Genomic DNA, 26005 nt, shown 5'->3' on the forward strand with positions numbered 1-26005 from the left:
CCGCCGTCACCACGCCGGCGACGACCGCGTCGGGCCGCCGCGCGGCACCGCATCACACCGGCAGGCGGGGCTGGTTCAGCCACACGTCGAAGAACGGGCCCAGCGGCGCGACGCTGTGCCACTGGGCCAGCGCCACGAAGTCGGCCGTGGTCGCCGTGGCGTGCCGGTGGTTGCGGCTCCAGTCGCGCAGGACGGTGAAGAACGCCTGGTCGCCCAGGCGCGTGCGTAAGGCGTGCAGCGTCAGCGCCCCGCGCTTGTACACCCGGTCGTCGAACATGTTCGCCACGCCCGGATCGCCGATCCGCAAGTCCTGCGGCAGCCGCGCCAGGCGGGCGTGCGCGCGCTCGGCGTGCACGGCCGCCGACGGGCCGCCGGAGTTTTCCGACCACAGCCACTCGGCGTAGCAGGCGAACCCCTCGTTGAGCCAGATGTCCCGCCAGTCCGCCAGCCCCACGCTGTTGCCGAACCACTGGTGCGCCAGCTCGTGCGCGACCAGCCGTTCGAACCCGCGCCGGCCGTCGACGTGGTTCGCGCCGAACACCGACAGGCCCTGCGCCTCGATCGGCACCTCAAGCTCGTCGTCGGTCACCACCACGTGGTACTCGCGGAACGGGTACGGGCCGAACAGCTCCTCGAACAGCGCCACCATCCGCGGCTGGCGGGCGAAGTCGTGCGCCGCCGCCCGCCGCAGCCCGGCGGGCACCAGCACGTCCTGGCCCGGGGCCAGCGTCAGCCGCTCGTACTGGCCGATCTGCACCGACGCCAGGTAGGTCGCCATCGGCTCGGCCTGCTCGTACACCCACGTCGTGGTGCTGCTGCCGGTGCGCCCGTCGACCAGCACGCCGTTGGCCACCGCCGTGTACGGCGACGCCGTGGTCACCGAGATCCGGTAGGTCGCCTTGTCCCGCACGAGGTCGTTGCACGGGAACCACGACGGCGCGCCGATCGGCTGGCCGGCGACCAGCGCGCCGTCGGCCAGCTGCTCCCAGCCCAGCTCGCCCCAGTGCCGGGTGCGGATCGGCTGCGGCAGGCCCGAGTAGCGCACCTCGACCACGCAGCGGCCACGGCTCCGGTGCCGCAGCCGCAGCTTGCCGTCGCCGTGCGTGTAGCGGGCCGGCTTGCCGTCCACCAGGACCTTGCCGATGGTGAACCGGCCGAAGTCCAGCGTGATCGGACCCTCGGTGTGCACCCACAGCCGGGCGCGCGCGGCCAGCCGCCCGGTCAGCGGCTTGTAGTCCAGGTCCAGGTCGTAGTGCTCGACCCGGCACGCGGGGTCCCCGTGCTGGGCGAGCTGGCCGCTCATCGCCACGCGGAGATCGGGTTGCCCAGCCACCGGCTGCCCGCCGGCACCTCCTCGCCGCGCATCACCAGCGAGGCGGGCCCCACCGTCGTGTGCGCGCCGACCGTCGCCGCGGGCAGCACGATCCCGTGCGGTCCGAGCGTCGAGCCCTCCGCCAACGTCACCTGGTCCATGCGCAGGATCCGATCATGGAACAGGTGCGTCTGCACCACGCACCCCCGGTTCACCGTCGCGCCGTCACCCAACCGGACCAGGTCGGCCTCCGGGAACCAGTACGACTCGACCCACGTGCCGCGCCCGATCCGCGCGCCCAGCGCGCGCAGCCACAGCGGCATCAGCGGCGAGCCGCCCGCCGAGCCGACCAGCCACGGCACCGCCAGCACCTCGACGAAGGTGTCCGCGAGTTCGTTGCGCCAGACGAACGCGCTCCACAGCGGGTACTCCCGCTGCCGGAACCGCCCGATCAGCACCCACTTGGCCACCAGGGCCACCGCGCACGCGGTCAGCCCGGCCGCCAGCAGCACGACACCGGCCAGCAGCGGCGCGAACGCGCCCAGCTCGCGCAGCGCGAACAGCACCAGCACGACCAGCGCCACGTGGCACATCACCGGCACGACCCGGCACAGCTCGACCAGCGCCCGCGCCACGACCAGCCGCTTCGGCGGGTCGAACGTGCGGCTCTGGTCACCGTCCGCGACCGCGCGCGGCAGCTTCATCGGCGGCATCCCGAGGTACGAGCTGCCCGCCTTGGCCCGCTTCGGGGCGGCCGACAGCACGCCGACCAGGCCCCGGTTCGGCACCGCGCGGCCCGGCGCGGTCATCCCCGAGTTGCCCAGGAACGCCCGCTTGCCCACCCGGGCCTCGGCGATCCGCAGCCACCCGCCGCCGAGTTCGTAGGAGGCGACCATGGTGTCGTCGGCGAGGAACGCGCCGTCGCCGATCCGGGTCATCTTCGGCAGCGCGAGCACGGTCGAGGCTTCCACGCCCCGGCCGACCCGCATGCCCAGCATCCGCAGCCACACCGGCGTGAACAGGCTGGCGTACAGGGGGAACAGCGCCACGCGGGCCATGTTCATCAACCGCTCGGTGGTCCACGCCTGCCACGCGACCCGGCTGTGCACCGGGTAGACGCCCGCGCGCAGCCCGATCCCGAGCAGCCGCACGGAGACCAGCACCAGCAGCGCGTACGCGCCCAGCCACGCCACCGTGGCCAGCGGCACCGCGAGCAGCGCCGAACCGAGCGTCAGCGGGCCCTGCGCGAACGGGCCGCGCACCACCAGCAGCAGCGCGGGCAGGGCGGCCACGGCGGGCAGCAGGCCCAGCGCGAACGTCGTGATCCCGTACACGTTCTTCCACCGCAGCGAGCGCGGCGGGCGGGTGCGCAGCCGGGACGCCTTGCCGGAGCGCTGCGCGGGCACGCCGGCCCAGCGCTGGCCGGTCGGCACCGACCCGGTCACCCCGGAGCCGGGCGCGACCTCGGCCCGCTTGCCGATCCGCGCGCCGGGGAACAGCGTGCTGCGCGCGCCGACCGTGGCGCCCGCGCCGACCCGGATGCGGCCGATGCGCACCCGGTCGCCGTCCACCCACGTGCCGGACAGGTCGACCTCGGGTTCGATCGCGCTGCCCCGGCCGAGCTTGAGCAGCCCGGTGACCGGCGGCATCGAGTGCAGGTCGACGTCCGGGCCGATCTTCGCGCCCAGCGCGCGGGCGTAGTGCGTGATCCACGACCCGGCGAGGTTCGTCGCGCCGCTGTGCTCGGCGAGCTTCTCCGCCGCCCACAGCCGCAGGTGCACGTTCCCGCCGCGCGGGTAGGTGCCCGGCTTCACGCCGCGCAGCAGCAGCCGCGCGCCGCCCGCCGCGACGGCGACCTTGCCGGGCGGGCTGATGAACAGCAGCCACCCGAGCGCGACCAGCCACCACGGCACCGACATCAGGCCCAGCACGTTGCCGATCGCGGCCAGCGCGACCGTCCACCGCAGACCGGCCACCGTCATCAGCGGCACGGTCAGCAGCGCCTGCACCAGCCTCGCCCGGAGCGGGGTCGGCGCGACCTCGCGGACCGGGGAGTCGTGCGCGGCCAGCTCGTCCAGCCGCGCGGCGAACGCGCGCAGCGTCGGGTGCTGGTAGACGTCGCTGACCGACACCTCGGCGAACCTGGTGCGCACCAACGACATCAGCTGCGCGGCGGCGAGGCTGCCGCCGCCGCTGGCGAAGAAGTCCGCGTCGGCGCGGGAAACCCGGGAGCCGAGCACCTCGGCCCACTGCTCGGCCAGCCACGCCTCGGTGCCCTGGAGGTGGGTCTCCGCCTCGGTGTCGAGCGCGGGCAGCGGCCACGGCAGGGCGTTGCGGTCGACCTTGCCGGAGGTGCGGGTGGGCAGCGTGTCGACCACGGCGATCAGCGGCACCAGCGCGGCGGGCAGCGCGCCCCGCAGCCGGGACACCGCGTCCGCGTGGTCGAACTCGTCGCCGGCCACCAGGTAGCCGACCAGGATCTGGTTGCCGCCCTTGGTGGTCCGCACGGCCGCCGCCGCGCCGGCCACGCCGGGCAGGGCCTGCAGCGCCGAGTCGACCTCGCCGAGTTCGATGCGCCGGCCGCCGAGCTTGATCTGCTCGTCGGCGCGGCCCAGGAACAGCAGGCCCTCGGGCTCGGCCTTGACCAGGTCGCCGCTGCGGTAGGCGCGCGTCCAGCCCAGGGCGTCCAGCGGCGCGAACTTCTCGGCGTCCTTGGCCGGGTCCAGGTAGCGGGCCAGGCCGACGCCGCCGATCACCAGCTCGCCGGTGCCGCCCATCGGCACCACCCGACCCTCGCCGTCGACCACGGCCAGTTCCCAGCCGTCCAGCGGGAGCCCGATGCGCACCGGGCCGACGCCGGTCAGCGGCGCGGCGCAGGCGACGACCGTGGCCTCGGTGGGGCCGTAGGTGTTCCACACCTCACGGCCGTCGACGGCGAGCCGCTCAGCCAGTTCCGGCGGGCACGCCTCGCCGCCGAAGATCAGCAGCCGCACGTCGTCGAGCGCCTCCACCGGCCACAGCGCGGCCAGCGTCGGCACCGTCGACACGACGGTGATCTCCTGCTCCACCAGCCACGGCCCGAGGTCCATGCCGGTGCGCACCAGCGAGCGCGGCGCGGGCACCAGGCACGCGCCGTTGCGCCACGCCAGCCACATCTCCTCGCAGGAGGCGTCGAACGCGACCGACAGGCCCGCCAGCACCCGGTCGTCCGGGCTGATCGGGTCGTCGGCGAGGAACAGGCCGGCCTCGGCGTCCACGAACGCGGCGGCCGAGCGGTGCGAGACCGCGACGCCCTTGGGCTTGCCGGTGGAACCGGAGGTGAAGATGATCCAGGCGTCGTTGTCCGGGCTGGGCTCGCCGACCATGCCCAGCGGCGTGGAGCGCACGACGATCTCGCGGCCCTCGGTCAGCACGGCGCACGCGTCGGCTTCGCCGAACACGAGTTCGGCGCGCTCGTCGGGGTCTTCGGCGTCGACCGGGACGTAGGCCGCGCCGGCGGCGAGCACCGCGAGGATCGAGACGTAGAGGTCGACCGTGCCGGACGGGACGCGGATGCCGACCCGGTCGCCGATGCCGACGCCGAGGTCGGCGAGGTCGCCGCGCAGCGCGTCGACTTCGGCGAGGAGTTCGCGGTAGGTCAGCGAAATCGTGCCGTCGTCGACGGCGGGCGCGTCGGGGTGGCGGCGCGCGGTGCCGGTCAGGACGTCGAGCAGGGTGCGCTGCGGCGTCGCGGCGCGGGCGCGGAACAGCGCGGGAGCGAGGGTGGAGTCGGGGGCAATGGTCACCGGCGGGCACCGGGTGAAGGCAGACGCACTTTTCGTCCTCCGAAAGGTGGGGTAGCTGCTCCGCACTCGTTGGGGCACCGGCCAAGCAGCCTCGACGACCGCGTACCGCGAAATCGCCGAAGTGCCACTTTACCTGTGGTTCACCGGGTTGCCGTGTGATCGACACCCGAAGTGGGAGGACTCACAGGGAGTGACGCGCTTGACTTCCGCACAGATCGCTTGTTCGATCGAACAACGCGACTGATTGGAGTGGACCGGATGAAGGTCGGGATCACCATCCTCCCCGAGTATCGCTGGGCCGACGCGAAGCCGCGCTGGGAGGCGTTGGAGCGCTACGGTTTCCACCACGCGTGGACCTTCGACCACGTGGGCTGGCGGACCCTCGTGGACGGTCCGTGGTTCTCCGCCGTGCCGACGTTGGCGCTGGCAGCGGCCGTGACGACGCGGATCGAACTCGGGATCCTGGTGGCGTCGCCCAACTTCCGGCACCCGGTGCCGTTCGCGCGCGAGCTGACCGCGCTGGACGACGTGTCGGACGGGCGGTTCACGCTCGGCGTCGGCTCGGGCGGGATCGGCGGCTACGACACGAAAGTGTTCGGCGGAACGAACATCGCGGCCAGCCCGGCCCGCCGGTACGCGGAGTTCGTCGAACTGCTGGATGCCTTGCTGACGCGGGACAATGTCACCTGGACGGGTGAGTACTACCGGGCCTTCGAGGCGCGGAACCTGCCCGGTTGCGTGCAGCGGCCCCGGATCCCGTTCGTCCTGGCGGCCAACGGGCCCAAGGCGTTGCGGTTGGTCGCGCGGCACGGCCAGGGCTGGATCACCACGGGCAACTCGCCGGACACGCTGGAGTCGTGGTGGGCCTCGGTGGCGGAGTTGTCCGCGCGGTTGGACGACGTGCTGGCCGAGTCCGGGCGGGACCGGTCGGAGGTGCGGCGGTTCCTGCAAACCGACGCCGCTCCGGTGTTCTCGCTGTCGAGCGTGGAGTGCTACCGGGATTTCCTGGGCCGCGCCGAGGAGTTGGGGTTCACCGACCTGGCCGCGCCGTGGCCCCGCGAGTCGGGCGTGTTCGCCGGTGACGAGAGTCTGCTGGAGACCGTGGCCGCCGAAGTCCTGCCCTCGCTGGGATAGGCTGCCCGCGCCGGACCCGCCACGCAGTCGGTGCGCGGGTCCTCACCGCGCCCCTCGGAGCACCGGTCGGCCGCGCCGCAACGCATCCTGTCCACTGTAGACAGTAGACGTCCGGGGTCCCCGCTGCCCGTCGCGGCGTTGTGCGCTCACGCCGGGCAGGGCGGCGCGTAGGCCGAGCCAAGGAAGTACCGCCCCCACTCCTCCCGGTGATCCGGGGCCGGGCCGCCGCGCACACCAGGTCCGCCACCGAACCGGGGTCGACGTCCCACAGCCGCACCGCGCGGTCCTCGCCGGCCGTGACCAGGGTCCGCCCAGCGAACGCGACCGAATACACCCGGTCGGCGTGCGCGGCGAGCACAGCGACCGGCGTCGGCTCGGCGGTGGCGAGGTCCCTCAGCGGGGGCGGTGCGGTCGAACCCGGCGGTGGCCAGGGTGCGCCCGTCCGGGCTGAACGCGACCGACTGGACGACCCCGCTGTGCCCGCCGACCGCCGACCACCGCCCGTTGCCGGGGCCGGCGGGGATCGGTCGCGGGGATCGGTCACGTCCCACAGCCGCGCGGTCCAGTCCAGCGAGCCGGTGGCGACCGTCCGGCCGTCCGGGCTGACGGCGGTGGCGTGGACGCCCTCGTCGCCCTCGCTGCGCAACACGCCCGAGGCGCGCAGGTCGGCGAGGTCCCACAGCCGCACGGTGAAGTCGTCCCCGGCGGTCGCCGGCAGCCGGCCCTGCCTGCCGAAGGCCACCGACCGCACGCTCCGGTCGTGCGCGAACGTGGGGACCCGCCGGGGTGCGCCGGGTCGCCGACGTCGTAGTGCGCGACGCTCCCGTCGATGCCGCCGGCCGCGACGAACCGGCCGTCCGGGCTGAATACCGCCGACTTCACCGGCGCGGTCGCGTCGGTCAGGACCGGGCCGGGCGCGGGCTGCCGGGGGTCGCCGACGTCCCACAGCCGGGTGGTGCCGTCCTCGCTGCCCACGACGACGCGCACGGCCGGCCCCGGTGTCGCCGACCATGACGGCGGCACGCCCAGCACCGGGCCGGGCACCTCGGTGAGCAGCACGGTCCCGTCGTCGGCCGCCGACGCCGGCACGTGCCCGTCCGGCGAGAAGGTGACCGAGTACACCGTGTCGGTGTGCCCGGTCACGGTGTCGAGCAGCGCCGGGCGGTCGGGCGCGGTGGTGTCCCAGACCTCGGCCGCGTAGTCCCCACCCGGCGGTGGCCACGGTCCGGTTGTCCGGGCTGAACGCCACCGTCTGCACCACCCCGCTGTGCCCGCTCAGCACGCCCAACCTCCTCGGCGACCCGGTGACGTCCCACAGCCGCGCGGCGTTGTCCGCGCCGCCGGTCACCAGCTGCGCCCCCGTCCGGGCTGAACGCGACCGACCGCACGGGCTGCGCGTGCGCGTCGATCCGGGCGAGTTCGGCGCGGTCGGCCACCCGCCGCAGCCGGGCCGTGCCGTCCTCGCCGGCGGTCGCCGGCCGGGTGACGTCCGGGCTGAACACCGCCCACCACACGATGTCCGCGTGCCCGGTGAACTCGCCCAGCGGGGCCGGGCGGCGCGGCATCCGGACGTCCCACAGCCGGACCCGCCCACGCCCGCAGTGGCCGGCAGGGTGCCGTCGGGGCTGGCTTCGGCTCGGTAGAGCGGGTCTTCGTCCGGACCTGGCCGTCGTAGTGCGCGGCGAACAGCAGGCCGCCGCCCGGGGCTGTAGGCCGGCGACTCGACGTCGTCGGGCTGGTCGGGCAGGGAGGCCGTCTCGACCGGCCGCAGCGGCTCGGTGACGTCCCACAGCCGCAACGTCCGGTCGTCGCCGCTGGTCGCCATCCGGGTGTAGGCCACCGCGTTGACCTTGAGCCGCAACGAGGTCGCGAACGGCGCGGTGTACGAGCCCGGCAACGCGCTGCGCGCCTCCACGGTCGGCGCGAGCCGGTAGGCGGCCAGGCCGAACTGCGCGGCCGGCGCCGCGTTCAGCGGGCGCAGCGCGACCGCGTCCGCCGCGACCTTTTGCGACCGGGCCACGTCGCGCTGCTCGGCGGCCCGCTGCTCGGCCGACACCGCGTACCAGGTCACCCGACCGCCACCAGCAACAGCACGCTCAACACCGCGACCAGCCGGCGCAGCCGCCGGGACCGCCGCTGCCCGGTCACCGCTCCCGGTCCGCCTGGTCGGCGCTGTCCCGCAGGAACTCCCGCTCCCGGCCGCTGAGCAGGTCGTCGCCAGCCGGCGCCCAGTCCCGCGCGGCAGCCGGTCGCGCGCCGCGCAGCAGGGCACCGGTGTCGCGGTGGTGCGCCGGCCACGTCCCGGTCGCCTCGGTGAGGCCGCGGTGCAGCCGCACGCCGTCCCGGTCCTCGACCAGCCGGCCGTGCAGCCGGGGCCACGAGTGCGGCAACGCCTCGTGGCCGACCCGCACGCGTTCCCGGTCGGCGATGAGCAGCCGGGCCCGGGTCAGGTGCTCCACCACGGCGGCCACCCGGGGTGGGCCGGCTCGGCGCGCGGCACCTGCCGCGTGGTGTCCTGGTGTGGAGGAGTCGGGTGGATCCGGTGGAGGCGTCGTGGTGACCGGGGCGCGGCCGGCGGGTGGCCAATACGTTCGGCGGCCATGGAAACCGTGGACGTGCTCGTCGTCGGCGCGGGGCTCGCCGGTCTGCACACGGCTCGCCTGCTCGCGCGGCAGGGACTCGACGTCCTGGTCTGCGAACGCCGGACCAGTCTCGACGTCGGCATCCGGACCACGGGCATCTTCGTGCGGCGGACGCTGCGCGACTTCGCGTTGCCCGAACGCCACCTGGGGCCGCCGGTGCGCCGGGTGCTGCTCTACCCGCCGTCGCTGCGCGCACCGGTCGAGCTGCTCGGCGCGCGGGACGAGTTCCGGGTCGCCGACATGGCCGGGGTCTACGCGGAAGCGTTGGCCGGCGCCCGGTCCGCCGGTGCGCGGGTGCGGCTGGGCCTGTCCTACCCGTCGCCGGAGGTCGCGGCCCGCTTCACGGTCGGCGCGGACGGTGCGCGCTCGACGGTGGCGCGCCGGCTCGGGCTCGACGTCAACCGGCGGCTGATCGTCGGGGTCGAGGAGGTCTTCCCGGTCGCGGCGGGCGCGGTGCCGACGTTCCACTGCGTGGTGGACCCGCGACTCGCGCCGGGCTACCTGGCCTGGCTGGTCGAGGACGGGCAGCACGCGCACCTGGGCCTGGCCGGGCTGCCCGACCGGCTCGCCGCGCCGCTGCCCCGGCTGCTGCGCGCGTTCCGCGACCGGTTCCCGGACGTGCCGGGGGCCACCGGGCCGGTGCGCCGCCGGGGTGGGCCGATCCCGGTCAACGGGGTGCTGCGGCGGATCGCCTGCCCGGCGGGGCTGCTCGTCGGCGACGCGGCCGGCGCGGTCTCCCCGCTGACCGCCGGCGGCCTCGACCCGTGCCTGCGCATGGCGGAACTCGCCGCCGCCGTGACCGGCGAGTACCTGCGCACCGGGGACGTCTCGGTGCTGCGGCACTACGACGGCTCGGCCCTGCGGGCCCGATTCCGCACCCGGCTGCTGCTGCGCGACGCGTGGTCGCGGGTGCGCGGGCCGGCCGCCGCCGAAACCGCGTTCACGCTCCTGCGCACACCGCCCGGACGCGCCGCCGCGGCCCGCGTGCTGTTCGGCGACGGCTCGTTCCCCGACGTCCGGCCCGGCCTCGTGGTCACCGGCGGAACCGTTCGCCGGGGAAACGGGTCCGGGACCATTCGGAATTCTTGATGAGCGACATCGGGAAGGGTGATTCCCGGGTCGGCCAGGGGTGTTTGTCGTATTCGTGGGCGACCGTCAAGTGCGTTCACGGAATGGGATGGGCGGCGACCGGTGTCGAGTACCGCGCGGTTCCGCAATTCCGGGCGGCGGCGCGGCGGCGTGGTGGCCGATCTTCGCCCGGGTCCGGTCCCGGTGTCGGCCGTCGCCGTCCATTGGGTGGGAAGTTATCGGCGGGTGATGTTCCGGGGCGGCCGGTGGTCCGATGCCGGAGAACGGCGGTACGCGGGTTGGGTGGAATGGGCTAACGGGGTCGCCGTCCGTCGCTTTCCGCGTGCGCCTGAAAGCTCTGCGTGTACGCGGCGCAACGGCCGGAAATTCGCTGCGGCGAGGCGTCCCGGGCGAGTTGATCAGTGCGTTGACTGCGCCGCCGGCATGTTCGTATCCTGCCGACCAAGCAAAGAGTGTGAACGTCGAACCGCGATTTCCGGCCGGTCGGTCCCGGTCGCGGTGGGACGTGGCCGGGCAACCGGGGACGGCGCTTCCCGCGAGCGCCGGCACTACTGCGAGACCACCCCTACCACCTATGAGCCGTCCCGGCGGGACGGTCGCCTGCCGTGCCTCCGTCACCGTCGACCCCACGCGGCAGGGGGCCACCGTCGCCGACCCCGGACGTGGAGATGGACGAGATGCACCTGGTTGGGCGCACTGGCGAATTCGGCACGCTGACCGCCGCGCTGCGTCGTTGCGCGGCGGGGGAAGGAGTCGTGGTCACGGTCACCGGGCCCGCGGCGGTGGGGCGCACCGAGCTGATCGAGACCTTCCTCCGGCACGCCGAGGACGCGCTGGTGCTCGCCGCCTGCGGCGCCGAGGCCGAGCGGGACTTCCCGCTCGCGGTCGTCGGGCAGCTGTTCCACGGTGCCGCGCTCGACCGCGCCGAGGTGCGGGAGGTGTGCGCGCTGCTCGACGACGGCGCGCACGCGACGGCCGGCGGGGCGCGGGTGCCGCCCGCGATCCTCAAGGGGCTGGCGGACGCGGTGCTCGACCTGGCCGTCGAGCGTCCGGTGGTGGTGGCCGTGGACGAGGTGCACCACGCCGACCCGCAGTCCCGGGAGTGGTTGCTGTACCTGGCCCGCCGGCTGCGCACGGCCCGGGTGCTGGTGCTGACCGGCGCGCGCGACACCGGCCACCCGGACGACACCCGGTTCGAGTGCGAGCTGGCGCGACTGCCCTACCACCGCTGGGTCGAACTCGCGCCGCTGACCCGCGCGGCGCTGTCCGAGCTGTTCCGGGACGCGCGTGTGGCCGACGCCGCATACCAGGTCAGCGGCGGCAACCCGGTGCTGGTCCGGGCACTGGTCGCGGACAGCGCCGGCGCGGACGAACTGGTGGTGGGGCAGGCTTTCGCGCGCGCCGTGCGGTGGTGCCTGTTCCGGTTCGCGCCGCCGGCGGTCGCGGCGGCCGCCGCGCTGGCCGAGGGCAGGCCCGCCGAGCCCGCCGCGGTGGCGGCCCTGGAGGCGTCCGGTCTGGTGGTCGACGGCGCGTTACGGCACCCGGTGATCGAGACCGAGGTGCTGGTGGCGCGCGGTTCGTCCCGGGTGGACGGTCAGCGGCGGGCGAGCCGGCTGTTCTGGCGCGGCGAGGTCTCCGCCGGGCTCGCGGCGCTCGACCGGCAGCCCGCGTCGCCGCGCATGGCCGACTGGCTGTCGTTCTGGTTCCCCGCGCTGCGCGACCGGTGGGCGGCCTTCGACGCCCCGCGCACCCCCGGCGCCGCGCCGGACGGCCTGCGGGTGCTGGCCGAGCTGCTGCGCCGGCAGACGCCCGGCGACGCCGGGCAGCAGGCCGAGCAGGTGCTGCGGGACTGCGCGATCACGCCGTCCTCGCTGGAATCGCTGACCGGCGCGCTGGCCGCGCTGGTCTACTCCGACCAGGCCGACCGGGCGGCGCGCTGGTCGGTGCCGCTGGTGGAGCAGACCACCACGCACTGCCGGCCGGTGTGGCAGGCGGTGTTCGCCGCCATCCGCGCGGAGACCGCGCTGCGGCTGGGCGACGCGGAGGAGGCCGAGCGGTGCGGGCGGGCCGCCTTCACGCACTTCTCCGTCGAGCAGTGGGGTGTCGCGGTCGGGATGCCGCTGGCGACCCTGGTCCGGGCGAAACTGGCCCTGGGCAAGGTCGAGGACGCCGCGCGCTACCTGGCGGTCCCGCTGCCCGACGGGGTGTTCGACTGCGTCGCCGCGCTGCCCTACCTGGAAGCGCGCGGGCTCGACCGGCTGGCGGCGAAGCGGCCGGACGCGGCGCTGGCCGACTTCCGGCGCTGCGGCGAGCTGGCCGTGCGGTGGGAGGTCGACCTGCCCGGCCTGGTGCCGTGGCGGCTGGGCGTCGCCGAGGCGTACGTCCAGCTGGGCAAGGCTTCCGCGGCGCGGGCCGTGGTGGACGAGCAGCTGCTGCGGCTGCACCCCGGGCCGTCGCGGACCCGGGGGCTGTGCCTGAGACTCCGGGCGGCGGCCGCCGACCACCGCGACCGGCCCCGCCTGCTGGAGGAAGCGGTCGACGTGCTGCGCCGGTCCGGCGACCGGCGCACGCTCGCCGTGGCGCTGGCCGAGCTGGGCGAGGCCTACCGGGCCGTCTCGGACACCGCGCGGGCGGTCGCGGCCGACCGGACGGCGCGGCTGTCGGAACGGGCGCCGGTCGCCGTCGAGTCCGATGTGGACGGCGGCGAGGGGGTCGCCGGGCTCAGCACCGCCGAGCACCGGGTGGCCGAACTGGCCGCGCGGGGGTTGAGCAACCGCCAGATCGCCGCCAAGCTGTACATCACGGTCAGCACCGTCGAACAGCACCTGACCCGCATCTACCGCAAGCTCGGCGTCGGCCGGCGGGCGGAGCTGCCGACCCGGCTGGGCCGGATCCCCGAGGAACCAGGGGTTCATAGGGGTGCCTAGGGGGTGATCCCCCCTCCTTCACGCACGCAAGGTGGACTCGGGCGCGAATCGCCTGTCCGACTCCCCGGGTGAAGGAGCGTTGAGCACGCGATGACCACCGACGACCGCCGGCCGCACGCCCAGGGGCACCCCGGAGCGGTCGCCGTGGTGGGGCTGGCCTGCCGGCTGCCCGGTGCCGCCGACCCGGCCGGGTTCTGGCGCCTGCTGGCCGGCGCGGCCGGCGCGATCGGGCCGACGCCCGCCGACCGGTGGGGCACCGCGCCGGGCGGCGGACCCCGGCTCGGCGGCGCGCTGGACGACGTGGCCGGGTTCGACGCCGGGTTCTTCGGCATCGGACCGGCCGAGGCGGCGGCGGCCGACCCGCAGCAGCGGCTGGTGCTGGAGCTGGCCTGGGAGGCCCTGGAGGACGCCGGGATCGTCCCCGGGTCGCTGGCGGGCACGGCGGCCGGCGTGTTCGTCGGGGCGATCGGCGGCGACTACGCCGCCCTGGCCGCCCGGCACGGCGGCCCGACCCGGCACACCCTGCCGGGGCTCAACCGGGGTGTCATCGCGAACCGGGTGTCCTACGTGCTCGGTCTGCGCGGCCCGAGCCTCACCGTCGACTCCGCCCAGTCCTCGGCGCTGGTCGCGGTGCACCTGGCGTGCGAGAGCCTGCGGCGCGGCGAGACCGGGGTGGCCATCGCGGGCGGCGTCAACCTCAACCTCGTGCCGGACAGCACGGCCGCCGCGCAGGAGTTCGGCGGCCTGTCGCCGGACGGGACCTGCTACACGTTCGACGCGCGCGCCAACGGGTACGTGCGCGGCGAGGGCGGCGGGGTCGTCGTCCTCAAGCCGCTGGCCGCCGCGCTGGCCGCCGGCGACCCCGTGCACGCGGTGATCCTCGGCGGCGCGGTCAACAACGACGGCGCGACGGCGGGCCTGACGGTGCCCTCCGCCGACGCCCAGCGCGACGTGGTCCGGGCCGCGCTCGCCGCCGCCGGGGTCGCACCCGCCGACGTCCAGTACGTCGAGTTGCACGGCACCGGCACGAAGGTCGGCGACCCGATCGAGGCCGCCGCGCTCGGCGCGGCCTTCGGCGACCGGGCGGAGCCCCTGCTGGTCGGGTCGGCGAAGACGAACGTCGGGCACCTGGAGGGCGCGGCGGGCGTGGTCGGGCTGATCAAGGCGGTGCTGGCCATCCGGGAGCGGCGGATCCCGGCGAGCCTGAACCACACCACCCCCAACCCGGCGATCGACTTCGCGACGCTGCGGGTGGCCACCGGGACCGGCCCGTGGCCGCACCCCGAGCGCCCGCTGGTCGCCGGCGTCAGCGCGTGGGGCATGGGCGGCACCAACGCGCACCTCGTGCTCACCGAGGCCCCGGCGCGCGCCGAACCGGCCGACGACCCCGCGAACCCCCTGGCCGGCGCGATCGCCGTGCCGGTGTCGGGCAGGACGGAGGCCGCGCTGCGGGCGCAGGCCGCGCGTTTCGCCGACGTGCTCGCCCACGCCGACCCCGCCGACCTCGCGCGCTCCGCCGCGACCACGCGGACCGCCTTCGCCCGCCGCGCGGTCGCCGTGGGCGCGGACGCCGCCGCCCTCGCGCAGGCGTTGCGCGACCTGGCCGGGGGACGTCCGTCGCCCGCCGTGGTGACGGGCACCGCGACCCCGGTCGGCGGGACCGTGTTCGTCTTCCCCGGCCAGGGCTCGCAGTGGGTGGGCATGGCGGCCGGGCTGCTGGCGCGGTCGCCGGTCTTCGCCGGGCACGTGGCCGAGGTCGACGCGGCCCTGCGCCCGCACGTCGACTGGTCGCTGACCGCGCTGCTGCGCGACGGGCTGCCGCTGGACCGGGTCGACGTGGTGCAGCCCGCGCTGTTCGGCGTGATGGTGTCGCTGGCCCGGCTGTGGATCGCGGCCGGCGTCCGGCCGGACGCGGTGGTCGGGCACTCCCAGGGCGAGATCGCCGCCGCGCACGTCGCGGGCGCGCTGTCGCTGGCCGACGCGGCGGCCGTGGTCGCGTTGCGGGCCCGGATCATCGCGGCGAGCGCGGCCCCCGGCGGAATGGTCTCGGTGCCCCACCCGGCCGCCCGGGTCCGGGCGGCGCTGGCGCCGTGGGCCGACCGGCTGGCCGTGGCCGCGGTGAACGGGCCGACCGCGACCGTCGTGTCCGGCGAGCCCGCGGCGCTGGCCGAACTCGTCGCCGGGTACCGCGCGGACGGGGTCGACGTGCGGACCGTCCCGGTGGACTACGCGTCGCACTCGCCGCTGGTGGAGTCGTTGCGGGAGGAGCTGTCCGAGGTGCTGCGCGGCGTCGCGCCGAGGTCGTCGGACATCACGTTCTACTCGACGGTGACCGGCGGCCCGCTCGACACCGCCGAGCTGACCGCCGACTACTGGTACCGCAACCTGCGGCAGACCGTGGAGTTCGCGGACGCGGTGTCGGCCGCGATCCGCGACGGGCACACGGTGTTCGTCGAATCGTCGCCGCACCCGGTGCTCGGCTCGGGGCTGCGCGCGATCGCGGACACCGCGCCCGACGCCGACGTCGTCGTGGTCGGGACGCTGCGCCGGGACGAGGGCGACAGCGCCCGCTTCCTCACCGCGCTGGCCGGGGTGCACGTCCGGGGCGGCGGCGTGGACTGGGCGGCGGTCGGTCGCGGCGCGCGGATCCCGCTGCCCACCTACCCGTTCCAGCGCGACCGCCACTGGGTCGACCCGACCACGACGGTCGAGGTCCCGGTCCCGCACGTCGTCGCGCGCCCCGTCGAGTCCACTGTGGACGGCGGGTCCGCGCTGGACACCGTGCTCGCGGTGGCGGCGGTGGTGCTCGGGCACGCCCGCGCGGACGCGGTCGACGCGACGGCGACCTTCCGCGACCTCGGGTTGGACTCCGCCGGCGCGGTCGAGTTCCGGGACCGGCTGGCCGACGTCACCGGGGCCGGGCTGCCCTCGACCCTGACCTTCGACCACCCGACGCCGGCCGCCGTGGCGCGCCTGCTGGACGGCTCCGGCCCGCCCGCGCCCGAGGTCGTCCGGCGGCCGGTGGACGACGACCCGGTGGTGCTGGTCGCGGCCGGCGGGCGCTGGCCCGGCGGCGCGGACACCCCCGAGGCGCTGTGGGACCTGCTCGCGGCGGGCGTGGACGCGATCGGCCCGTTCCCGACCAACCGGGGCTGGGACCTGGCCGCCCTCTACGACCCGCAGGCGCGGCGGCCCGGCACCACCTACACCCGCGAGGGCGGGTTCCTGCACGACGCCGACCGGTTCGACGGTGCGTTCTTCGGGCTCGGCCCGCGCGAGGCGGCGGTGACCGACCCGCAGCAGCGGCTGCTGCTGGAAGCGGCGTGGGAGGTGGTCGAACGCGCGGGCATCGACCCGGTCGCCCTGCGCGGCAGCCGGACCGGGGTGTTCGTCGGCGCGATGGCGCAGGACTACGGGCCGCGCCTGCACGAGACGCCGGAGAGCTTCGAGGGCCACAACCTCACCGGCAGCCTCACCAGCGTCGCGTCCGGGCGGCTGTCCTACGTGTTCGGGTTCGAGGGCCCGGCGCTGACCGTGGACACCGCGTGCTCGTCGTCGCTGGTCGCGCTGCACCTGGCGGCGAAGGCGCTGCGGGCGGGCGAGTGCGACCTGGCGCTGGCGGGCGGCGTGACGGTGATGTCGCGGCCGGGCATGTTCACCGAGTTCTCCCGGCAGCGCGGGCTCGCGCCGGACGGCCGGTGCAAGCCCTTCGCCGACGCCGCCGACGGCACCGCGTGGGCCGAGGGCGTCGGCCTGGTCCTGCTGGAGCGGCTGTCCGACGCGCGGGCGAACGGGCACCGGGTGCTCGCCGTGGTGCGCGGCAGCGCGGTCAACCAGGACGGCGCGTCCAACGGCCTGACCGCGCCCAACGGGCCGTCGCAGGAGCGGGTCATCCGGGCCGCGCTCGCCGACGCCGGGCTGGCACCGTCCGATGTGGACGTCGTGGAGGCGCACGGCACCGGGACCGCGCTCGGCGACCCGATCGAGGCGCAGGCGGTCCTGGCGACCTACGGGCAGCGCGCCGGGCACCCGGTGCTGCTGGGGTCCTCGAAGTCCAACCTCGGGCACACGCAGGCGGCGGCCGGCGTGACCGGCGTGATCAAGATGGTGCACGCCCTGCACGCGGGCGTCGTGCCCGCGACGCTGCACGTCGACCGGCCGTCGCAGCACGTGGACTGGACGGCGGGCGCGGTCACCGTCGTGGACCGGCCGACCGCGTGGCCCGAGGTCGACCGGCCCCGGCGCGCGGCGGTGTCGTCCTTCGGCATCAGCGGCACCAACGCGCACCTCATCCTGGAGGAGCCGCCCGCCGAGCCCGCCCGACCCGAGCGGGTCCCGGCGACCGGGCCGGTCCCGTGGGTGCTGTCCGCGCGTTCGGCGGAGGCGTTGCGCGACCAGGCGGCCCGGCTGCGCGCGCACCCGGCCGGCGATCCGGCCGACATCGGGTTCACCCTGGCCACCGCGCGCGCCCGGCTGGAGCACCGCGCGGTCCTGGTCGCCGACGACGCCGAGGGGTTCGCGGCCCGGCTCGACGCCCTGGCCGCCGGCGACCACGACCGCGCGCTGGTCGGGACGGTGGGGCGCACCGGGAAGACCGCGTTCCTGTTCACCGGCCAGGGCAGCCAGCGGCCCGGCGCCGGGCGCGGGCTCCACGCGGCCCACCCGGCGTTCGCCGCCGCGTTCGACGAGGTCGCCGCCGCGCTCGACGCGCACACCGCGCGGCCGGTGCGCGACCTGCTGTTCGCCGAGCCCGGCACGCCCGAGGCCGCCCTGCTCGACCGCACCGAGTTCGCCCAGCCCGCGCTGTTCGCGCTGGAGGTCGCGCTGTTCGGGCTGGCCGGGGCTTTCGGGGTGCGGCCGGACTTCCTGATCGGGCACTCGGTCGGCGAGATCGCCGCCGCGCACGTCGCCGGCGTGCTGGCGCTGGACGACGCGGCCCGGCTGGTCGCCGCGCGCGGCGCGTTGATGCAGGGCGTCACGGCGGTGGGCGCGATGGCCGCGATCCAGGCCGCGGAGCAGGAGATCACGCCCGACCTCGGCGGCGGGGTCGACCTCGCCGCCGTCAACGGGCCCACCTCGGTCGTGGTGTCCGGCGACGCGGACGCGGTCGTCGCGCTCGCGGCCCGGTGGCGGGAACGCGGCCGGCGGACCAAGCGGTTGCCGGTCGGCCACGCCTTCCACTCCGCGCACCTGGACCCGGTGCTCGACGCGTTCCGCGAGGTGGCGGCCGGGCTGTCCTACCGCGAACCGGCGATTCCGGTGGTGTCCAACGTCCACGGGCGGCTCGCCGCGCCGGGCGAGCTGACCACGCCGGACTACTGGGTCGCGCACCTGCGCGGCGCGGTCCGGTTCCACGCCGGGGTGAGCGCCCTGCACGACGCGGGCGCGCGCACGTTCCTCGAACTCGGGCCCGACCCCGTGCTGACCGCGCTCACCCTCGAAGGGATCGAGGCCACGACGGCGGTCCCGGCCCTGCGCTCGGGGCAACCGGACGCGCACGCGTGGCTGGCCGCGCTCGGCGGCCTGCACGTCGCCGGGACCCCGGTCGACTGGACGGCGGCGTTCCCCGGCGCGCGGCGGGTCGACCTGCCGACGTACCCGTTCCAGCGGCGGCGGTACTGGCTCGACGCGCCGGCCGCCGACGTGACCGCCGCCGGGCTCGCCGAGGCCGGGCACCCGCTGCTCGGCGCGGCCGTCGACCTGCCCGCCGGCGGGACCGTGCTGACCGGCCGGCTGTCGACCGCGACGCACCCGTGGCTGGCGGACCACGTCGTGGGCGGGCGGGTGCTGCTGCCCGGCTCGACCCTGCTCGACCTGGTGGCCCACGCGGGCGCGCGGGTCGGCCTGCCCACCGTCGCCGAACTGGCGGTGCACGAGCCCCTGGTCCTCGGGGCCGGACCGGTGCCGGTGCGGGTCGTGGTCGAGTCCGAAGTGGACGGTGCGCGGGCGTTCGCGGTGCACTCCGCCGACGGGGCCGACTGGGTCCGGCACGCCGAGGGCGTGCTCGCCGCGCCCCGTCCGGTCGAGGGCTTCCGGGTGCCGGCGGACGCGCGACCGGTCGACGTGGCCGGGCTCTACCCGGCGCTCGCCGACCGGGGCTACGACTACGGGCCGGCGTTCCAGGGCGTGACGGCGGCGTGGCGGCACGGCGACGACGTGTACGCGGAGGTCCGGGCGACCGAGGGCCCGCACCCGCTCGACGCCGCCCTGCACGCCGTCGTGGGCATCGCGCTGGCGGACGACCGCGTGCTGGTGCCGGTCGCGTGGCGCGGCGTGGTCCGCGACGCCGAGGGCGCGGACGTCCTGCGCGTGCGGATCACGCCCACCGGGGCCGACTCGGTCGCGCTGAGCGCCGTCGACCCGGGCGGGAACCCCGTGCTGGCCGTCGAATCGCTGGTGCTGCGGCCGGTCACCACCAGGGCGCGCGCCTACCGGGTCGACTGGGTGCCCGCGCCGGAGCCGGACGGCGTCGCCGCGTGGGCGCCGCTCGGCGAGCACGGGCCGGGGCACGCGTTCGCGGTGACCGAGGTCCGGGCCGGGGGAGACCCGGTAGAACGGGCCCGCGCGCTCACCGCCGCCGCGCTCGACCTGGTCCGGGACTGGTCGGCCGACGCGAAGCTGGTGCTGCTCACGCGCGGCGCGGTGGCCGCCGGCCCGGACGACCGGGTGACCGACCCGGCGGGCGCGGCGGTGTGGGGTGTCGCGCGGGCGGCCCAGGCCGGGCACCCGGACCGGGTGGTCGTGGTCGACCTCGCGCCGGACGCCGGGCTCGACGTGCTCGGTGCCGCGCTGGCCACCGGGCAACCGCAGCTCGCGGTGCGCGGCGGGATCCTGGTGCCGTCCCTGGTGCGGGCGGACTCCGCCGCGCCGCCCGACCCGGGGCGGCCCGGCGGCCCGCTCGCCCCCGACGAGGTGCGGGTGGCGGTGCGCGCGGTCGGGCCGGACTCCCGGGGCGCGGGCGTGGTGCTGGAGGTCGGTCCCGGTGTCGACCGGGTGCGGCCGGGGCAGCGGGTGACGGGCCCGGTGCCCGGCCCGGCGTCGGCCGTCGTGGTCGACCAGCGGGCGCTCACCGCCCTGCCCGCCGGGTGGACCTTCGCCGAGGGTGCCCGCGGCGAGGTCGGGCCCGTGCGGGTCCGCGACGTGCGACACCCGGAAGGCGACGCGGCGGTGGTGGTCCTGCCCGCCCCGCTCGACCCGGCGGGCACCGTGCTCGTCACCGGCGGGGGTGCGGCGGCGGCCCGGCACCTGGTGCGCCGGCACGGCGTCCGGCACCTGCTGCTGACCGGGGCCGACCCGGACGTGGTCGCCGACCTGGCCGCGCTGGGGGCCACCGCCGAGGTCGTGGACGTCGACCTCGCCGACCGGGACGCGCTGGCCGCGGTGCTCGCGGGGCTCGCCCGGCCGCTGACCGCGGTCGTGCACACCTCGGGCGGGTCCGCCGCGGCCTGGCACCTGCACGAACTGACCCGGGACGCCGACCTCGCCGCGTTCGTCCTGTACTCGTCGGCCGCCGGCGTGCTGGGCGACCCCGGCCGGGCCGAGCACGCCGCCACGGGCGCGTTCCTCGACGCGCTGGCGGAAGCGCGCGCCGCCGCCGGGCTCCCGGCGACGGCGGCGGCGTGGGGCGAGGACGGCTCGGTGGGCCTGCTGCCGCTGTCCGAGCAGGTCGCGCTCGACCTGCTGGACGCCGCGCTGGACAGCCCCGACGCCGCGCTGGTCACGGCCAGGCTCGACCCGGGCCGCGTGGTGTCGCCGCTGCTGCGCGCCCGCACGCCCGCCGCGCCGGTCGCCGTGCCGGACGTCGAGGACCTGACCGGGCTCACCCCCGCCGAGCAGGAGCGGACGCTGCTGCTGCTGGTGCGGGCGACCGGCGCGGCCGTGCTCGGCCACACCTCGCCCGACGCGGTCGACCCGGACCGGGGCTTCCTCGACGGCGGGTTCGACTCGCTCAGCGCGATGCGGCTGCGCGAACGGCTCGGGGCCCGGGTCGGCCGGCGGCTGCCGTCGACCCTGGTGTTCGACCACCCGACGCCGGCCGCCGTCGCCGCGTTCCTGCGCGACCTGCTCGCCCCGGCGGCGGATCCCGCGACCGGCCCGCACCCGGCGCTCGCCGACCTCGACCGGTTCGCCGAGCGGCTGGACGGTCCGCTCGACGACGCCGAGCGCGCCCGGGTGGTCGACCGGCTGCGCGGCCTGCTGTCCCGGCTCGACGCCGGGCCGGCCCTGGACGTCGGCGGGACCGACGACCTCTTCGACCTGATCGACGCCGAACTCCGCCTGTCCTGACCACCTACCCAGGCGCGCGAAACGAGAGGTGCCCCACCGTGAGCGACGAGCAGAAGCTGCGCGACTACCTGGCCAAGGTCACGGCCGTGCTGCGGCAGACCAGGCAGCGGCTGGCCGACGTGACGGCCGCCGCCACCGAGCCGATCGCGGTCGTCGGCACGGCCTGCCGGCTGCCCGGCGGGGTCGACTCGCCGGAGGCGCTGTGGCGGCTGCTCGCCGAGGAGCGCGACGGCACCGGTCCGCTGCCGACCGACCGTGGCTGGGACCCCGACCTGTACGACCCGGACCCGGCGGCCAGCGGGAAGTCCTACACCCGGCGCGGCGGGTTCCTCTACGACGCGGGCGAGTTCGACGCGGACTTCTTCGGCATCCCGCCGCGCGAGGCGCTCGCCGCCGACCCGCAGCAGCGGCTGCTGCTGGAGACCACCTGGGAGGCGTTCGAGCGCGCGGGCATCGACCCGGACGCGTTGCGCGGCAGCGACGCCGGCGTGTTCGTCGGCGTGATCGCCCAGGAGTACGGCCCGAGCCTGCACCACAAGCCCGCGCACGACACCGACGGCTACGTGCTCACCGGCACGACCACCAGCGTGGCCTCCGGGCGCATCGCCTACACGTTCGGGCTGGAGGGCCCGGCCGTCACCGTGGACACGGCGTGCTCGTCGTCGCTGGTCGCGGTGCACCTGGCGATCCAGGCGCTGCGGTCGGGGGAGACCTCGCTCGCGGTGGCGGGCGGCGCGACCGTGCTCGGCGGGCCGGGGGTGTTCGTGGAGTTCTCCCGGCAGCGCGGCCTGGCCCCGGACGGCCGGTGCAAGGCGTTCTCGGAGTCCGCCGACGGCACGGCGTGGTCCGAGGGCGTCGGGGTGCTCGTGCTGGAACGCCTGTCCGACGCCCGTGCCAAGGGGCACCCGGTGCTGGCCGTGCTGCGCGGCTCGGCGGTCAACCAGGACGGGCGCAGCACCCAGCTGACCGCGCCCAACGGCCGGTCGCAGCAGCGGGTGATCCGCTCGGCGCTGGCCGCCGCCGGCCTGGCACCGTCCGATGTGGACGCCGTCGAGGCGCACGGCACCGGCACCCGGCTCGGCGACCCGGTCGAGGCGCAGGCGCTGATCGCGACCTACGGCGCGGACCGCGCGGACGAACCGCTCTACCTGGGCTCGATGAAGTCGAACATCGGGCACTCGCTCGCGGCGGCCGGGGTCGCCGGGATCATCAAGGTGGTCGAGGCGCTGCGGCACGGCGTGCTGCCCAAGACCCTGCACGTCGACGCGCCGACCTCGCACGTGGACTGGGCGGGCAGCGGCGTGCGGCTGCTGGAGTCCGCCCGGCCGTGGCCGGAGACCGGGCGTCCGCGCCGGGCGGCGGTGTCGTCGTTCGGGGTGAGCGGCACGAACGCGCACATCATCGTGGAACAGGCCGAGCAGGAGCCGGCCGGGCAGGTCGTGGCCGGCGCGCCGCCGATCGTGCCGCTGGTGCTCTCGGGCGCCACCGAGGCCGGGCTGCGGGCCCAGGCGGGCCGGCTGCTCCCGCTGGTCGAGGGCGAGGTGCCGCTCGCGGACCTCGGGCTCTCGCTCGCCACCACGCGGGCCGCGTTGGCGGAACGGGCCGTCGTGGTCGGGGCCGACCGGGCGGAGCTGGCCGCCGGGCTGCGGTCGCTCGCCCAGGAGCCCGGCGCGGCGGGGTCCGGCGCGGCGGGGTCCGGCGCGGTGAGCGGGCGGGCCGGCGGCGCGTTGGCGCTGCTGTTCACGGGGCAGGGCGCGCAGCGCGTCGGCATGGGGCGCGAGCTGTACCGGGCGTACCCGGTGTTCGCGGCGGCGTTCGACGCGGTGGCCGCCGAGTTGGACCGGGCGCTGGGCGACGCGGTGCCGCACCCGGTGGCCGACGTCGTGTTCGGGGCCGACGGCGTGCCGGCGGAGGCGTTGGACGACACCGTCTACACCCAGACCGGGCTGTTCGCGGTCGAGGTCGCGCTCTACCGGCTGTTCGAGTCGTGGGGCGTGCGGCCGGACTTCGTCACCGGCCACTCCATCGGCGAGCTGGCCGCCGCGCACGTCGCGGGCGTGTGGTCGCTCGCCGACGCCGCCACGCTGGTCGCGGCCCGGGGCCGGCTGATGGGGTCGTTGCCGGCCGGGGGCGCGATGGTCGCCGTCGAGGCCACCGAGGAGCGCGTGCGGGCCGGGCTCGCCGGGCTGTCCGCCGTGGACGTCGCGGCGGTCAACGGCCCGACGTCCGTCGTGGTGTCCGGCGAGGCGGCGGCCGTGCTCGCGATCGCGGACCGGTTCGGCGGCCAGGGCGTGCGGACCAAGCGGCTGCGGGTGTCGCACGCGTTCCACTCGCCGCTGGTCGAGCCCGTGCTGGCGGAGTTCCGCGCGGTCGCGGAGCAGCTGACCTACCGGGCGCCCGCGATCACCGTCGTGTCGACGCTGACCGGCTCGGTGGTGACCGCCGCGGAGCTGGCCGACCCCGGCTACTGGGTGCGGCACGTGCGGGAAGCGGTCCGGTTCGGCGACGCGGTGGCGACCCTGCGCGGACGCGGCGCGACCACCCTGGTCGAACTCGGGCCGGACGCGGTGCTGACCGCGATGGCCCGGCACACCCTGCGGGACGCGCCGGTCCGCGCGGTCGCCGCGCTGCGCCGGGACCGCCCGGAGGCTCCGGCGGCGGTGGCGGCGCTGGGCGCGGTGCACGTCGGCGGGTCCGCCGTCGACTGGGCGGCGGTGTTCCCCGGCGGCCGGCGGATCGACCTGCCCACCTACCCGTTCCAGCGCACCAGGTTCTGGCTCGACGCCAGCGCCTCGCCGGACCGCCCGCGGGCCGCGACGCCGACCGGCGGCCGGTTCTGGGACCTGGTCCGCGCGGGCGACCCGGCCGGGTTGGCCGCCGAACTCGGCGACGACGCCCTGCGCGAACCGGTGTCGGCCGTGCTGCCCGCGCTGTCGACGTGGCTGGCCGACCGGTCCGACGCCGAGCGGGTCGACGCGTGGCGGCACCGGGTCGTGTGGCGGCCGACCCCCGACCCGGCAGGCCGGCTGTCCGGCACCTGGCTGCTGGTCGCACCCCCGGCGGGCCACCAGTGGGTGGCCTCGGCCGAACGCGCGTTGACCGCGCGCGGCGCGGACGTGCGGGTGGTGACCGAGGTGGCCGACGCGCGCGGCGTGTCGGGCGTACTGTCGCTGCTGGCGCTCACCAAGGGCGACCACCCCGACCACCCCGGCGTGCCCGCCGCGCACACCGCGACCCTCGACCTGCTGCGCGACCTGGACCCGGTGGACGCCCCGCTGTGGGTGCTCACCAGGGGTGCGGTCGCGGTCGAACCCGGCGCGGACGCGGACCCGGACCACGCCCTGCTGTGGGGCGTCGGGCTGATCGCCGCCGCCGAGCACCCCGGCCGCTGGGGTGGGCTGGTCGACCTGCCAGCCGACGCGGACACCGCCGCCTGGGACCGGCTGGCCGCCGCGCTCGCCGGCGGCGAGCGCGAACTGGCCGTGCGCGCGGCGGGCGCCTTCGCCCGGCGGATCGTCCGCGCGCCCGCCGAACCGGCCACCCGCACCTGGCGACCGCGCGGCACCACCCTGGTCACCGGGGGGACCGGCGGGCTGGGCGCGCGGGTCGCGACCTGGCTGGCCGAACGCGGCGCGCCCCGGCTGCTGCTGGTCAGCAGGCGCGGACCGGCCGCGCCCGGTGCCGCCGAGCTGGTCGCCCGGCTGGGCGCGCTGGGCACCGAGGTGGACGTGGTGGCGGCCGACGTGGCCGACCGGGCCGCGCTGGCCGGCGTGCTGGCCGCCATCCCGGCCACCCACCCGCTCGACGCCGTCGTGCACACCGCCGCCGTGCTGGACGACGCGCTGCTCGCCGAACTCACCCCGGACCGGGTCGCCAACGCCCTGGCGGCCAAGGTCGGCGGCGCCCGCGCGCTCGACGAGCTGACCCGCGGCACCGACCTGTCGGCGTTCGTGCTGTTCTCGTCGCTGGCGGGCGTGCGCGGCACGGCCGGCCAGGGCAACTACGCGCCCGGCAACGCCTACCTCGACGCGCTCGCCGCCCACCGGCACGCCTCCGGCCTGCCCGGTACGGCGGTCGCCTGGGGCCAGTGGGCGGGCGACGGCATCGTGGACGCCGAGGTCGACCGGGTGCTGGCCCGGTACGGGCTCACCGCGCTGCCGCCCGAGCTGGCGGTGACCGCGCTCGGCCCGGTGCTCGACGCCGGCGAGACGAACGTGGTCGTCGCCGAGGTCGACTGGCGGGCGCTGGCCGGCCCGGTCCCGCTGATCGCCGAGCTGACCGGTGCCGAGCCCGAGGTGCGGGAGCCCGACGGCGACTCGTTCGCGCGCGAACTCGCCGGGCTCGGCGCGCCCGAGCGGACCGCGCGGCTGGTCGCGCTGGTGCGCGCGGAGACCGCCGCCGTGCAGGGCCGCGACCTCGCGGCGGTCGGGGCCGAACGCAGCTTCCGGGACCAGGGGTTCGACTCGCTGTCCGCGCTGGAGCTGCGCACCCGGCTCGGCGCGCGCACCGGGCTGCGGCTGCCCGCGACGCTGGTCTTCGACCACCCGACGCCGGTCGCCGTCGCCGGCTACCTCGACGCGGAGCTGGCCCCCGTGCCGGCGGCGTCGGTCGGCGCGGCCGTGGACGCCCTGGTGCTCGCGGCGGCGGGTGCCGACGCGGCGACCCGGGCGGGCGCGGCGGCCCGGCTGCGCGAGCTGGTCGCGGCCTGGGACACCCCGGTCCCGACCTCCGCGGCGGGGCTGGAGCACGCCGACGACGACGAACTGGCCGCCTTCATCAGCACCACCCTCGGCATCTCCTGACCGACCGGTCGAGTAGCGAAAGGCACGA

The 26005-nt window shown here is 76.8% G+C and carries 9 protein-coding genes and 2 pseudogenes; 5 read left to right on the forward strand and 6 right to left on the reverse strand.

The genetic code is table 11. The annotated features are described in order from the left end of the window. Window positions 1–52: 52 nt before the first annotated feature. Window positions 53–1303, reverse strand: a complete 1251-nt coding sequence (locus tag AC0HI0_RS08355; protein WP_480934267.1) for a M1 family metallopeptidase — start codon at window positions 1301–1303, stop codon at window positions 53–55. Continuing rightward, a complete protein-coding gene (locus AC0HI0_RS08360; RefSeq protein WP_480931704.1) occupies window positions 1300–5097 on the reverse strand; it encodes a Pls/PosA family non-ribosomal peptide synthetase in 3798 nt (1265 codons plus the stop codon). The genes AC0HI0_RS08355 and AC0HI0_RS08360 overlap by 4 nt, the downstream gene beginning before the upstream one ends. A 258-nt stretch (window positions 5098–5355) precedes the next feature. Here AC0HI0_RS08360 and AC0HI0_RS08365 point away from each other — a divergent pair, with 258 nt between their 5' ends. Beyond that, window positions 5356–6231: an LLM class flavin-dependent oxidoreductase gene (locus AC0HI0_RS08365; protein WP_480931705.1), complete on the forward strand. Its 876-nt coding sequence runs from the start codon at window positions 5356–5358 to the stop codon at window positions 6229–6231. Here the strand turns inward: AC0HI0_RS08365 and AC0HI0_RS08370 are convergent. From AC0HI0_RS08370 to AC0HI0_RS08385, 4 genes and pseudogenes are all read right to left on the reverse strand, one after another. Further along, entirely contained in the window at window positions 6128–7177 is a 1050-nt protein-coding gene (locus AC0HI0_RS08370) for a WD40 repeat domain-containing protein (protein WP_480934268.1), read from the reverse strand. The genes AC0HI0_RS08365 and AC0HI0_RS08370 overlap by 104 nt on opposite strands. Beyond that, window positions 7078–7374 (reverse strand): annotated as a pseudogene (locus tag AC0HI0_RS08375) (WD40 repeat domain-containing protein); the annotation flags it as partial. The gene AC0HI0_RS08370 and the pseudogene AC0HI0_RS08375, both read right to left, overlap by 100 nt. A 73-nt stretch (window positions 7375–7447) precedes the next feature. Beyond that, window positions 7448–8056, reverse strand: a pseudogene (locus AC0HI0_RS08380) (WD40 repeat domain-containing protein); the annotation flags it as partial. Between the two features lie 319 nt (window positions 8057–8375). Then, window positions 8376–8882 (reverse strand): nSTAND1 domain-containing NTPase, encoded by a 507-nt coding sequence (locus AC0HI0_RS08385; RefSeq protein WP_480931706.1) that lies wholly within the window; start codon window positions 8880–8882, stop codon window positions 8376–8378. Between AC0HI0_RS08385 and AC0HI0_RS08390 the strand changes: the two genes are divergently transcribed. From AC0HI0_RS08390 to AC0HI0_RS08405, 4 genes are all read left to right on the forward strand, one after another. Continuing rightward, window positions 8832–9962, forward strand: coding sequence for an FAD-dependent monooxygenase (locus tag AC0HI0_RS08390; RefSeq protein WP_480931707.1), 1131 nt, complete (start codon window positions 8832–8834; stop codon window positions 9960–9962). The genes AC0HI0_RS08385 and AC0HI0_RS08390 overlap by 51 nt on opposite strands. A gap of 677 nt (window positions 9963–10639) precedes the next feature. Then, window positions 10640–12889 carry a helix-turn-helix transcriptional regulator gene (locus AC0HI0_RS08395; RefSeq protein ID WP_480931708.1) on the forward strand — a complete coding sequence of 750 codons (2250 nt, stop codon included), beginning with the start codon at window positions 10640–10642 and terminating at the stop codon, window positions 12887–12889. A gap of 90 nt (window positions 12890–12979) precedes the next feature. Then, complete coding sequence (locus AC0HI0_RS08400; RefSeq protein ID WP_480931709.1) at window positions 12980–21175, forward strand: type I polyketide synthase; 8196 nt, start codon at window positions 12980–12982, stop codon at window positions 21173–21175. Beyond that, a complete protein-coding gene (locus AC0HI0_RS08405) occupies window positions 21172–25977 on the forward strand; it encodes a type I polyketide synthase (RefSeq protein ID WP_480934269.1) in 4806 nt (1601 codons plus the stop codon). The genes AC0HI0_RS08400 and AC0HI0_RS08405 overlap by 4 nt, the downstream gene beginning before the upstream one ends. Window positions 25978–26005 lie beyond the last annotated feature (28 nt).

Source organism: Saccharothrix sp. NBAS 001, assembly GCF_056640475.1.